The sequence below is a fragment of the Ruegeria sp. CDSC068 genome, assembly GCF_059610545.1.
The window spans coordinates 236,213-248,170 of sequence record NZ_JBXWNV010000005.1; the positions used below are offsets into that span (position 1 = coordinate 236,213).

The window sequence follows — 11,958 nt, forward strand, 5'->3', positions numbered from 1 at the left end:
GAGGAGAGCCGATATGGCCCTGGACTCACAGTCAGTCTCCCTTACTTTTCCCGATGGCAATGCACGATCCTATGACGCAGGCGTCACGCCAGCTCAGGTCGCTGCTGATATCTCAAACTCATTGGCCAAAAAGGCCATCTCGGCCACCGTGAACGGCCAGCACTGGGACCTGCAGTGGCCCATCGAATCTGACGCGCAGATCGCCATCCACACCATGAAAGATGAGGAACAGGCCAACGAGCTGATCCGTCACGATCTGGCGCACGTGATGGCGCGCGCGGTACAGGAAATCTGGCCTGCAACCAAGGTCACCATCGGCCCCGTGATTGACAACGGTTGGTACTATGATTTCGACCGGGAAGAACCGTTTACCCCCGAAGATCTCGGCCTTATCGAGAAAAAGATGAAAGAGATCATCAACAAGCGCGATCCCGTGACCACCGAAATTTGGGACCGTCAGCGCGCAATCGAATTCTACAAGGCCAATAACGAGCCTTATAAAGTCGAGCTGATCGAAGCCATTCCGGGTGACGAACCGCTTCGCATGTACTGGCACGGCCACTGGCAGGATCTCTGCCGTGGCCCGCACTTGCAGCATACCGGCCAGTTGCCGGGCGACGCCTTTAAGCTGATGAGCATTGCTGGAGCCTATTGGCGTGGCGACAGCGACCGCGCAATGCTGCAGCGCATTTATGGCGTGGCCTTCACCGGCAAGGAAAAGCTTAAAGCGCATCTGCATATGCTGGAAGAGGCTGCCAAGCGTGATCACCGCAAGCTGGGCCGCGAGATGAACCTGTTCCACATGCAGGAAGAAGCGCCGGGCCAGATCTTCTGGCATCCGAACGGCTGGAAGATCTACACCACCCTGCAGGACTATATGCGCCGGATGCAGGAACGAGACGGCTATGTCGAAGTGAACACGCCGCAGGTCGTGGACCGCAAGCTGTGGGAAGCGTCTGGCCACTGGGACAAATATCAAGAGAACATGTTCATCGTCGAAGTCGACGAAGAACACGCCCGCGAAAAGGCGATCAACGCGCTGAAGCCAATGAACTGCCCGTGCCACGTGCAGGTGTTCAATCAGGGCTTGAAGTCCTATCGCGACCTGCCCCTGCGTATGGCGGAGTTTGGATCGTGCGCCCGGTACGAACCCTCGGGCGCTTTGCATGGGATCATGCGGGTCCGTGGTTTCACGCAGGACGATGGCCATATCTTCTGCGCCGAGGAACAGATCGAATCTGAGACCGCCAAGTTCATTGCGTTCCTGTCCAAGGTCTATGCTGACCTCGGGTTCCATGATTGGACAATCAAGCTGTCGACCCGACCGGAAAAACGGATCGGATCGGACGAAAGCTGGGATCTGGTCGAAAAGGCGCTGGGTGATGCCTGTAAGGCAGCGGGCTATGACTATGAGGTTCTGGAAGGCGAAGGCGCGTTCTATGGCCCCAAGCTGGAATTCACACTGACCGACGCGATCGGCCGGACATGGCAGTGCGGCACCCTGCAGGTTGATCCAAACTTGCCGGAGCGTTTGGATGCGAACTTTATCGGTGCCGACGGTGCCAAGCACCGTCCGTTCATGCTGCACCGTGCAACCCTGGGCTCGTTCGAACGCTTCATCGGTATCCTGATCGAGGAACATGCTGGCAAACTGCCGTTCTGGTTGGCCCCGCGTCAGGTTGTGGTCGCCTCGATCACGTCCGAGGCGGATGACTATGTTTTGGAGGTTGTCGAAACGCTCAAGGCTGCTGGCGTGCGGGCCGAGGCGGATATTCGCAACGAAAAGATCAACTACAAGGTTCGTGAGCACTCGGTCGGCAAGGTGCCGATCATTCTGGCAGTCGGTCACCGCGAAGTTGAAGAGCGTACCGTAAGTGTGCGCCGCCTTGGCGAAAAACAGACACAAGTTCAATCTCTTGAGGCTGTAACAAAAGAGCTGTCATTGGCCGCGACGCCGCCTGATCTTCTGTAACATTCGGCGACAAATTGCCCGAAATCCGACCCCAATTTCGGGGTCGGATTGAAACATTTTCCATTTTTCATTTCAAAAACAGTTTGTTAACCTTCAAGAGGGCATTACGCTCTTTGACGGGGTTGTGAGACACGGGCTCGTGAATTCACCTGCCCCGATTTAGCTACTACCTTTGTCATTGTCACAAGAAGACATACGCAGTCATCAAAAGGGATTACCGAGATGTCGAACACCGCAAAAACCCTGGTTATCGCAAGCGCAGTTGCAGCAGCCGTATCTGGCGTAGCCACAACCGCCTCCGCACAAGCCAAAGAGAAATGCTATGGCGTTTCGCTGGCCGGTCAGAACGACTGTGCCGCTGGCCCCGGCACCACCTGCGCGGGCACCTCGACCGTTGACTATCAGGGCAATGCCTGGACTCTGGTCGACGCTGGAACCTGCGCCGATATCGAACTGCCCAAGTCGGCAGATGGCGCAGCGCGCGAAGGTTCGCTGGAACCGCTGGAGCGCGACCTGCCGGCATAAGCCCAAGCATCTGAGAGTCGGAGGGGCGGGCCCTATCGCCCGCCTCTTTTCGTGACCGGAGGATTTGCACATGCTGGATAGTTCACTTCGATCAAACAGGCTGCCCGCGGCACCGGGGGTCGGGTATAAACCCCAGCATTACGACCAGATTCTGGACCATGCGCATCCGGTCGGCTGGCTTGAGATCCATGCCGAAAACTACATGGGTGATGGCGGCAGGCCGCTGGCTCAATTGCGCCACCTCTCTGAAAAGTTCCCCATTTCCGTCCACGGCGTTGGCCTCTCGATCGGTGGAGAAGGCCCCTTGGACCCCGCTCACCTGGTGCGTCTGAAACACTTGGTGGGGTGGCTGAATCCGGCCAGCTTTTCCGAGCATCTGGCCTGGTCGACCCATGACAGTCATTTCCTGAACGATCTTCTGCCCCTGCCCTACACGGACGAAACGCTGGAGCGAATCTGCGCACATATAGACCAGGTTCATGAAACCGTGGGGCGGCAAATGCTGCTGGAAAACCCATCCAGCTATTTGGCTTTTGAAGAAAGTACATGGTCCGAGCCTGACTTCCTGCGGGAAATCGCACGTCGGACAGGATGTGGTCTTTTGCTGGATGTGAACAATGTCTTCGTGTCGGCCACCAATCTGGACTTCTCTCCGCAGAGCTACATCGACGCCTACCCGCTGGACAACGTCCACGAGATACACCTTGGCGGTCATGACGAAGACGAAGACGACCATGGTCGTCCCTTGCTGATCGACAGCCACGGTCGCGAAGTCGTTGATCCGGTGTGGACGTTGCTGGATTACGTGTTGGACCGTTCCGGCCCCAAACCCGTTCTGATCGAATGGGATACGGACGTACCCGACTGGTCCATTCTTCGGGCCGAAGCAGATCGGGCTCAGGCGGCACTGGACCGCATCCCCGCATGAGCGTTTCGCAAACCACGTTCCGCGCAGCCCTGCTTGACCCGTCGGCGGCTGTTCCGGACGGTTTGTGGGATGCCACAGAACGCCCCGCCGGGCGGCGGTTCAGCGTTTACCGCAACAACGTGGCTGTTTCGCTGACCGAGGCGATGCATCAAGCCTTTCCCGTGATCGCACGACTGCTGGGGCCTCAGAACATGGATGGGCTTGCCGGGCTTTTCCTGCGCAAACACCCCCCGTCTTCACCGCTGATGATGTTCTACGGTGAGGAATTCCCCGAATTTCTTGCCGGGATGGAGCAGTTGTCGCACCTTGGCTACCTTGCCGACGTGGCGCGTCTGGAACTGGCACTGCGCCGATCCTACCACTCTGCCGATAGCCAGGCCGCACGGCCCGATGCGCTGGCCATCCCACCGGAAGAGATCGTTTTGGCAAAGCTAGAATTTGCGCCATCCATGAAGGTTCTTCGGTCAGATTGGCCACTGTTTTCGATCTGGCGCTTCAATTCCGAAGAGGGTGCACCCAAACCTGCACCCGGGTCCGAAGATATCCTGATCACCCGACCCGAATTCGACCCGGCCCCGCATTTGCTGCCCAAAGGCGGAGCGGACTGGATCGCCCACGTTCAGGCCGGGCTTACCATTGGCGAGGCATTTGAACAAACCTCTGCCGAATTCCCCGAATTTGACCTTGGGGCCACTCTGGCGCTGCTTTTGCAGGGCGGCGCGATTACTTCTGTGTCTATCGAAAGGCTGGCAACATGACTGCCCTGATCTCTTTTCACAATAATACCCTGGGACGGCTAGAAATGACCTCTGGCTGGCTCACGCCAACACTGGCCCGGGTGGTTTTTGCCGCGACGCTGCTTGTCTACTATTGGAACTCAGCAACCACTAAACTTGGCAGTGGCATTTTGGGTTTCCTGTTCCCGTCTGACGGTGCATACGTCCAGATTTTTCCCAAAGCAATGGAAGCCGTCAGCTATGACAGTTCACAACTCGGCTTTTCTTATTGGGTGATCGCAGTTGCCGGCACCTGGGCTGAGTTTCTGCTGCCGGCCTTGATTCTGGTGGGCCTTCTGTCCCGGCTGGCGGCCTTGGGTATGATCGGTTTTGTCTGGGTTCAGACAATTGTCGACGTCACCGGGCATGGCGCAGCGCTGGGAAGCTTTTTTACCGCCGCACCAAATGTGCTGGACCAGCGGACGCTCTGGACTTTCGTGCTGCTCGTTATCGTGATCAACGGCGCAGGCCCCTTGTCTGTCGACCGGGCCCTGCACGTGAAATGACCTAGAAATGTGCCTTGGGCTCGTCCGGTTTTCCCGCGGCCAGCCCAAGGATGCCTGCCACGGCGGCAAAGGCCACCGGAAACATCGTGAAGACGTTGAATCCAAACGCGAAATACATCCCGACGGCTGAGATCAGCAGCAATATTCCACCGATCAGAGCCCGCGCATGGGCCATTGCGCCCCCCGCGATGGCCAGCAAAGGCGCAATAATGGAAGCGGTCTGGATGAACTGTACGTTGTCCACTTGCTCAGCAAGGCCTTCGATCTCGCCGTAATGGTTTATGAATTCGATATAGCCATAGCCAAAAAAGCCAACAATCATTCCGATCAAACCGGCAATGACGCCCAAAATCATTGATGCGTTGCGCATTTAAACCCTCACATTTACGTCAGACACATAAGCGCCCGATCAGGCAACGCCAAGGCTTGCCTTGGTTTTCGCGGTCCAGCCCAACAACAACGTACCGTCATCTTCGATCAAGGGGCGCTTCATCAAAGTCGGGTGTTCCTTCAGCAACTCCAAAGGTGGTCGCGTGCGTTGTTCCGCGTCCAATCCACGCCAAGTTGTTGACCGGGTATTGAGCAAAGCTTCGCCGAACGTAGCAAACGCCTCTGTCAGGACAGAATCGGGAACTCCTTGCGCGCGAACGTCTACAAATTCAATATTTTTAATTTCTTTCAATGCCTTACGGCAAGTATCACAGTTTTTCAGGCCATATAGACGCATTTTGGGACCGTTCCTGTACTTGTATGAATTTTTGGCATTTTTGCCTGCTACATCCAGTTATTCTTGATTTTTTACTTCACCGTGCAATGTTGAAAAAGACGAAACACACAATTCGGGCTGCGTCGTGTGGGCGAAGCGGTGATGCGTTGTGGTTGCGTCAACCACTGCCCCCACCAATTTGTGGGACAACGTGTAAGTAGAAGGAGACACGGGAAATGCCAACTGGCACCGTGAAATGGTTTAATACCACGAAAGGCTATGGGTTTATTGCCCCTGACGAAGGTGGCAAGGACGTTTTTGTTCATATCTCGGCCGTAGAACGGTCCGGTCTGACCGGACTCGCTGACAATCAGAAAGTCTCGTATGAGTTGGAAGACGGACGCGACGGCCGACAAATGGCCTCTGATTTGAAGCCGTTATAAAACACCCCGTCATCTGCGGGTACTAAAAGCAGGCCAACGGCCAATTTCCGGCCGTTGTCCATTCTCAAGGGTTTGAAACCTTACCCTCGCGTCGGTTTGGTATCGGCATGAGTGCTTTCGTTTTAGCCGAACACCACGATTTCCGAGCGTTCACGCATCACACTGATGACTGATGTCATGAACCACTCAAAAAGGCGTCATGACATCAGAAGAAAGAGTTCTGTCGGCTTTAACCCTCGCGAATGACAGCCTCGAACTCGCGCCATTCCCGTGCCGTCATGCCCGAGTTTTCCTGCGTCACAGTTTCACCGGCCAACATGCGTCGCAGGCTATCAACCATCTGCGCCGAAAGGTTGACCGCACCCAAACGGTAATCTTCGAACGCTCTATACGCGAAGGGCACCCAGTCGGCGACGATCTTGCACATCATGTCGGCGTAAACGCGGATTTCGTACTGAGCATGTGGATCGGCCCTCAAACGCAGGAAATGGAACAGGTTGTGCAGGTCCACCTTCCAGTACCACTGCGTGTAGATATTCGCAGGCAGGTTCATCCGCGCCAGTTCTCGCGCCAACCCCTGTTGACCATCCTGGTTGATCATGGCTTCGTAATTGTCATAACACCGCGCGCTGTCGGCCTTGAGCATTTCTAGAACGCGGGCTGCCTCTTCCCCTTGCAGGGCGTCGCCGCGACCCTGATTGTTCACTTCGGATTGTGCGGCCACGTGGTCCGGTGCAGGGATATAAAACTCTCGGTCCAGAATAGAATACCGCGCAGAATACTCATTCACATTTGCGGTCCGGTGACGAATCCACTGTCGGGCGACAAAGACCGGCAGTTTGACATGCAGCTTGATCTCGCACATCTCGAACGGGGTCGAGTGCCAGTGCCGCATCAGATAGCGGATCAGCCCCTCGTCATTCTGCACCGATTTGGTGCCTTTGCCGTAAGATACGCGTGCCGCCTGACAAATTGCTGCGTCATCCCCCATGTAGTCAATGACGCGTACAAAGCCGTGATCCAGCACCTGATGCGCGGTATAGAGGTGGTCTTCCATCCCCTCAGCCACAACGCGGCGTGTTGGATGCGATTGCGCCCGTTGCGCTTCGATCTCGGCCAGTTGGTCAGAGGACAGCGGCATGAAATTTCCTTTCCAGCAATGAGTCGCCCACCACTATATATCGGCAATTCCCAGACCGGAACCGCGACATGTGCACCAAGCGTCGCAAATTCCAAATTGTGTCCGCCCTGCCCCTCGACACGCTTGGCCCGCGCGCTAAGCTGCAGCCCATCACCTGAATAGAAAGGAAGCCACAATGGGGCTGACATATCTTCACACCATGGTCCGCGTGAAGGATCTGGAGAAGTCGATGGCGTTCTATGAACTGCTGGGCCTGGAGGAAACCCGCCGTTATGACAGCGAAGCAGGCCGGTTTTCGCTGATCTTCATGGCCCCTCCGGGACAAGAGGATCGGCCGATCGAGCTGACCCACAATTGGGATGGGGATGACACTTTGCCCAGCGACAGCCGACATTTCGGGCATCTCGCTTATGGGGTCGACAACATTTATGAGGTTTGCCAGCACTTGCAGGACAACGGCATTGTGATCAATCGCCCCCCGCGTGACGGGCGTATGGCGTTTGTGCGGTCTCCGGACAATATCTCGGTCGAACTGCTGCAAAACGGCGAAGCGCTGGAACCGGCCGAGCCCTGGGCCAGCATGGAAAGCACCGGCACCTGGTGATCCGCTGGCTGATAACACTGGGTCTGGCCGTTCTGGCCAGCCCCCTTCGGGCCGAGACCTGCCGGCTTGCACTGGCACTCGCTATGGATATCTCGACTTCCGTGGACGAGAACGAAGACGTTTTGCAACGGCAGGGTCTTGCGGCTGCATTGATCGCACCAGAAGTGGTCGAGGCGTTTTTTTCCTCGCCCGCACCGGTAGCGCTGGCCGTGTATGAGTGGAGCGGACGCACCACACAACGCGTAGTTCTAAACTGGACCATGATCAACACTGAGGCCGATCTGCTGGTCGCAGCCTCAACAGTGCAACAATCTGTTCGTTCGGATAGTGGCTCAGCCACAGCAATGGGCTATGCCTTGGCATTTGGCGCGACTTTGATGCAGCAAGCACCGCCCTGCCTGTTCCAAACTATCGATCTGTCCGGGGATGGCTCAAACAATGACGGCTATGGGCCGGACTCTGCATACCGGCACTTTCCCTTTCAAAACGTCGTGGTCAACGGGTTGGTAATCAACGCTGCAGACTTTGAAGGAGAGCTGTTCCTCATCCCGTTCTTCGAGAACAACGTTCTGCACGGCCCCGGTGCGTTTCTGGAAATCGCGCAAGGGTTCGAAGATTTTGAGCGCGCGATGCGTCGCAAGCTGGAACGAGAATTGAAAGGGTTGCAGATCGGTGCTTTGCAGGAGGGTGCACATCAATGATCCGCCTCCTGGCCACCATTCTTTCCCTACTGGCCTCCCCTGTCGCAGCGGAATGCAGGCAAGCGCTAGCTTTGGGCCTGGATGTGTCCGGTTCCGTCGACAGCCGCGAGTACAGGCTGCAAACCGGCGGTCTGGCTGCGGCCTTGCAACGCCCTGAAGTTGTTCAACTGATCCTGTCCGACATCGGCGCGCCTGTGCGATTGGCGATCTACGAATGGAGCGAGCCCCGTCATCAACGCATGTTGGTAAACTGGACTGAGATCCGCACGGCACAAGATCTTGCACGGATCAGCGACCAATTGAAGACCGTCACGCGGGGTAACGCACCACAGGGCACTGCCGTTGGGTCGGCAATGCGGTTCGGAGCCAATCTACTGTCGCAGCAACCGAACTGCTGGAAACGCACGTTGGATCTGTCAGGGGACGGCAAGCACAATCTGGGCCCTCATCCACGCAGCGTGAAAGCCGAACTGGAAAACACCGGCATCACGATCAACGGGCTCGTGATCGGAGCAGACGATCCCAGTCATGGCGACAAACGCTATGTCCAGGTCGGTGAGCTTTCCGCCTATTACAACACATGGGTTATTCTGGGGCCCGGAGCCTTCATCGAAGTCGCTTTGGGCTTTGAGGCCTATGAGGACGCGATGACCCGAAAACTGATACGCGAGCTGGAGGGGCTAACCCTGTCCGACGCCACAGATTCCCTGCGCCCCTGATCAATAGATGTACCGGATTTGGTCCGTCCAATACCGCTCGACCCGACGCAGGGATGTGGTGATGTCGTCGATGCCTTCCAGCCCCAACACGCCGCGATTTTGCAGCCCCTCAGCGTGGCGCAAAAACAACTCGGATACGACATCGCGTATTTCACGACCGCGTGGGGTCAATCGAACCCTTACGGAACGGCGGTCGATCTCGCATCTTTGATGGTGCATGTACCCCATTTCGACCAGTTTCTTCAGGTTGTAGCTGACGTTGCTGCCCTGATAATACCCACGACTTTTCAATTCACCCGCGGTGACTTCATGGTCGCCGATATTGAACAAAAGCAATGCCTGCACGGCGTTGATCTCCAATACGCCGACACGCTCAAACTCATCCTTGATGACGTCCAATAGCAACCGGTGCAGCCGTTCCACCAAGGCAAGTGCCTCAAGATAGCTGGTCATGAACCCTTTGGTTCCCGGCGCGGAGACCTGCATTTCCATACTCATCCGATCCTCCGATTCAGTCGCGCTGTTTCAGGCAGGATGAATGGAAATCCCGAAAAATCGGTTAAGCCGGATTTTCTTTTATTTTTGAAAGGTCTGCGCGATGTCCGAGATCAATTCGGAATAGGTTTCGGGCGGCTGCACCTGCCCTGTGACCCACTGATAAAGATCCTGGTCGTTTTCGTGCAGCAACGCATCATAATTATCCAGATCCGACGGCTCCATGGCCGTCAGATTTCGGTCAGCATAGGCTGACAGGATCAGATCCATTTCTTTGATCCCACGCCGCATGGATCGCATCTTCAGCCGCTTTATACGAACGTCCCGTGGTTCGTTCACCGACCCTGCTCCAGCATCAGACGCACCCTTTTCTCCAGCTTCGCGGCCCGCTCGGCGCTGGCGCGCATTTCACCGCGAATGGAACGCAGCTCAGCCACGACATCCGCAAGCTCGGGTGCGCCTTCTTCCGCTTCGACGGGGGCATCCATGCCTTCGCCTTCACCGGTCAGCAACCACATGATCGACACATTGACCATGCCTGCCATCATGGAAAGACGGTTCGCGCGCGGCTCGGACAGATCATTTTCCCAGGCTGCAATTGTTGTCTTTTTCACGCCAAGCCTGCGGGCCATCTGGGCCTGGGTCATACCAGCCGCTTCGCGTGCCCCTGCCAGCCTGTCCCCGAATGTCGCAGAGTCCGGTCCGTACCAGTCATTCTCGTCGTTCATCGGGCTCTCCAATTCCATTATTCATATCGCTTGATCGTCATTCGAGCGCACCCTATGACAGTCAAGCTGAACATACAAATCGAGGCCGACCATGAGTTTCCTTTCTGCGACACTGTCACGCGTGAAACCATCGCCCACCATTGCGATAACCGCTAAAGCGGCCGAATTGAAAGCTGCCGGGCGCGATGTCATCGGCCTAAGCGCGGGCGAGCCCGATTTCGACACCCCGCAAAACATCAAGGACGCGGCAGTTGCAGCCATCGCAGCCGGGAAGACCAAATATACCGCGCCTGACGGCATCCCTGAATTGAAACAGGCTGCCTGCGCCAAGATGAAGCGTGACCACGGGTTGGACTATACGCCCGCGCAGATTTCGGTCGGCACCGGCGGCAAGCAAACCTTGTACAATGCCCTGATGGCCACGATGAACGAAGGCGATGAGGTTGTGATCCCTGCGCCCTATTGGGTTAGCTATCCGGATATGGTGCTATTGGCCGGAGGCACTCCGGTAATCGCGGAAACTTCGATCCAGACAAACTTCAAACTGACTGCAGATCAGCTTGAGGCTGCGATCACGCCGAAGACCAAGTGGCTTATCTTCAACTCACCGTCGAACCCCACCGGTGCAGGCTACAGCCGTGAAGAGTTGAAAGAACTAACCGACGTCCTGATGCGGCATCCGCATGTTTGGGTCATGTCCGACGACATGTATGAACATCTGGCGTATGACGGGTTCGAATTCTGCACCCCGGCCGAAGTCGAGCCCCGCCTTTATGACCGGACGCTGACCTGTAACGGTGTCTCCAAAGCCTATGCGATGACTGGCTGGCGCATTGGTTACGCGGCAGGACCGGTCGAGGTTATCGCCGCCATGCGCAAGATCCAATCGCAATCGACTTCGAACCCCTGCTCGGTCAGCCAATGGGCGGCCGTTGAGGCACTAAACGGGACGCAGTCCTTTTTGGCCCCCAACAACGAAACGTTCAAACGCCGCCGTGATCTGGTTGTTCGCATGCTGAACGAAATCGACGGCATCAGCTGCCCGACGCCCGAGGGGGCGTTCTACGTCTATCCATCCATTGCCGGGCTAATTGGCAAAACCACCCCCGCAGGCACTGTGATCGACTCGGATGAGGCGTTTGCCACCGCATTGCTGGAAGAGGTAGACGTGGCCGTCGTGTTCGGTGCGGCTTTTGGCCTGTCGCCAAACTTTCGGGTCAGCTATGCGACCTCGGACGAGGCGCTGACCGAAGCTTGCACCCGCATCCAGCGCTTTTGCGCATCGTTGACTTGAGTAAGCGCAAATGACGTCGGAATTGCCCGAATATTATTTCCGCGTTCGCGAGAATGGTGCGGCGGTTTTCAGGATCGACACTGAAAACCGCCAGCGCCGGATCGAGATGGATCAGATCGCGGTCATCAACATCCGCAATGGCGAGGTGAAACCGCAAGGCCAACGCACGTTGTCCGACGCCGACAAGGCCGAGATTGCCCGTTGGATGGAGGCGCGCAAAGCGTTGCTGGCCCAGCGCGACATCGACGACATTCACCGCGCGGTTGATTATCTGAACCTCACCACGCAATGGGCGCAATCCAAGGCGACACCAGAGCAGCTTGAGGACGTAACCGACCGGTTGCTGCTGGCCATGCATGACCTACGTTCTGTCCTGGTGCGAAAAAAGGCAGACCGCTTCGGCAAAGACTGACCCGCCGA

The 11,958-nt window shown here is 56.6% G+C and carries 17 protein-coding genes; 11 read left to right on the forward strand and 6 right to left on the reverse strand.

Annotated elements, in window-relative coordinates; genetic code table 11:
- Positions 1-13 precede the first annotated feature (13 nt).
- The 5 genes from thrS to AC2FID_RS12560 all read left to right on the forward strand — a co-directional run bounded on the left by thrS (position 14) and on the right by AC2FID_RS12560 (position 4,707).
- Positions 14-1,972, forward strand: coding sequence for a threonine--tRNA ligase (gene thrS, locus AC2FID_RS12540; RefSeq protein WP_496761042.1), 1,959 nt, complete (start codon positions 14-16; stop codon positions 1,970-1,972).
- Between the two features lie 222 nt (positions 1,973-2,194).
- Complete coding sequence (locus tag AC2FID_RS12545; RefSeq protein ID WP_058275886.1) at positions 2,195-2,497, forward strand: BufA1 family periplasmic bufferin-type metallophore; 303 nt, start codon at positions 2,195-2,197, stop codon at positions 2,495-2,497.
- Positions 2,498-2,567: 70 nt separating this feature from the next.
- Positions 2,568-3,425 carry an MNIO family bufferin maturase gene (bufB, locus tag AC2FID_RS12550; RefSeq protein WP_472724086.1) on the forward strand — a complete coding sequence of 286 codons (858 nt, stop codon included), beginning with the start codon at positions 2,568-2,570 and terminating at the stop codon, positions 3,423-3,425.
- Positions 3,422-4,183, forward strand: coding sequence for an HvfC/BufC family peptide modification chaperone (locus AC2FID_RS12555; protein ID WP_496837091.1), 762 nt, complete (start codon positions 3,422-3,424; stop codon positions 4,181-4,183). Before bufB ends, AC2FID_RS12555 begins: the two co-directional genes overlap by 4 nt.
- Positions 4,180-4,707, forward strand: a complete 528-nt coding sequence (locus AC2FID_RS12560) for a DoxX family protein (RefSeq protein ID WP_058274133.1) — start codon at positions 4,180-4,182, stop codon at positions 4,705-4,707. The genes AC2FID_RS12555 and AC2FID_RS12560 overlap by 4 nt, the downstream gene beginning before the upstream one ends.
- Position 4,708: 1 nt before the next feature.
- Here the strand turns inward: AC2FID_RS12560 and AC2FID_RS12565 are convergent, their stop codons facing one another.
- Positions 4,709-5,077: a hypothetical protein gene (locus AC2FID_RS12565; protein WP_058275883.1), complete on the reverse strand. Its 369-nt coding sequence runs from the start codon at positions 5,075-5,077 to the stop codon at positions 4,709-4,711.
- A 39-nt stretch (positions 5,078-5,116) separates the two neighbouring features.
- On the reverse strand, positions 5,117-5,434 hold the full coding sequence (locus tag AC2FID_RS12570; protein ID WP_282153689.1) for an ArsC/Spx/MgsR family protein: 318 nt from the start codon (positions 5,432-5,434) through the stop codon (positions 5,117-5,119).
- A gap of 215 nt (positions 5,435-5,649) precedes the next feature.
- On the opposite strand from AC2FID_RS12570, the gene AC2FID_RS12575 reads away from it, so the two are divergent.
- Positions 5,650-5,856, forward strand: a complete 207-nt coding sequence (locus AC2FID_RS12575; RefSeq protein ID WP_010439113.1) for a cold-shock protein — start codon at positions 5,650-5,652, stop codon at positions 5,854-5,856.
- Positions 5,857-6,085: 229 nt separating this feature from the next.
- On the opposite strand, the gene thyX is transcribed toward AC2FID_RS12575, so the two are convergent.
- On the reverse strand, positions 6,086-6,997 hold the full coding sequence (gene thyX / locus AC2FID_RS12580) for an FAD-dependent thymidylate synthase (protein ID WP_058274136.1): 912 nt from the start codon (positions 6,995-6,997) through the stop codon (positions 6,086-6,088).
- Positions 6,998-7,172: 175 nt separating this feature from the next.
- Here thyX and AC2FID_RS12585 point away from each other — a divergent pair, with 175 nt between their 5' ends.
- Genes AC2FID_RS12585 through AC2FID_RS12595 form a run of 3 tightly spaced genes read left to right on the forward strand, consistent with a single transcriptional unit; the run spans position 7,173 to position 9,021 of the window.
- Positions 7,173-7,601: a VOC family protein gene (locus AC2FID_RS12585; RefSeq protein ID WP_496837094.1), complete on the forward strand. Its 429-nt coding sequence runs from the start codon at positions 7,173-7,175 to the stop codon at positions 7,599-7,601.
- Positions 7,598-8,302, forward strand: coding sequence for a DUF1194 domain-containing protein (locus tag AC2FID_RS12590; protein ID WP_496837096.1), 705 nt, complete (start codon positions 7,598-7,600; stop codon positions 8,300-8,302). The genes AC2FID_RS12585 and AC2FID_RS12590 overlap by 4 nt, the downstream gene beginning before the upstream one ends.
- Entirely contained in the window at positions 8,299-9,021 is a 723-nt protein-coding gene (locus AC2FID_RS12595; protein WP_496837098.1) for a DUF1194 domain-containing protein, read from the forward strand. Before AC2FID_RS12590 ends, AC2FID_RS12595 begins: the two co-directional genes overlap by 4 nt.
- Here the strand turns inward: AC2FID_RS12595 and AC2FID_RS12600 are convergent, their stop codons facing one another.
- The 3 genes from AC2FID_RS12600 to AC2FID_RS12610 all read right to left on the reverse strand — a co-directional run bounded on the left by AC2FID_RS12600 (position 9,022) and on the right by AC2FID_RS12610 (position 10,244).
- On the reverse strand, positions 9,022-9,519 hold the full coding sequence (locus AC2FID_RS12600; protein WP_186437453.1) for a MarR family winged helix-turn-helix transcriptional regulator: 498 nt from the start codon (positions 9,517-9,519) through the stop codon (positions 9,022-9,024).
- 78 nt (positions 9,520-9,597) lie between these two features.
- The gene (locus AC2FID_RS12605) at positions 9,598-9,816 is read right to left on the reverse strand and encodes a succinate dehydrogenase assembly factor 2 (protein WP_108860430.1); all 219 of its coding nucleotides are present in this window, start codon (positions 9,814-9,816) and stop codon (positions 9,598-9,600) included.
- Between the two features lie 35 nt (positions 9,817-9,851).
- A complete protein-coding gene (locus AC2FID_RS12610) occupies positions 9,852-10,244 on the reverse strand; it encodes a helix-turn-helix domain-containing protein (protein WP_058274142.1) in 393 nt (130 codons plus the stop codon).
- 91 nt (positions 10,245-10,335) lie between these two features.
- Here AC2FID_RS12610 and AC2FID_RS12615 point away from each other — a divergent pair, with 91 nt between their 5' ends.
- A complete protein-coding gene (locus AC2FID_RS12615; RefSeq protein ID WP_108860267.1) occupies positions 10,336-11,538 on the forward strand; it encodes a pyridoxal phosphate-dependent aminotransferase in 1,203 nt (400 codons plus the stop codon).
- Between the two features lie 10 nt (positions 11,539-11,548).
- On the forward strand, positions 11,549-11,950 hold the full coding sequence (locus AC2FID_RS12620; RefSeq protein WP_108860266.1) for a hypothetical protein: 402 nt from the start codon (positions 11,549-11,551) through the stop codon (positions 11,948-11,950).
- The last annotated feature ends 8 nt before the right edge of the window (positions 11,951-11,958 follow it).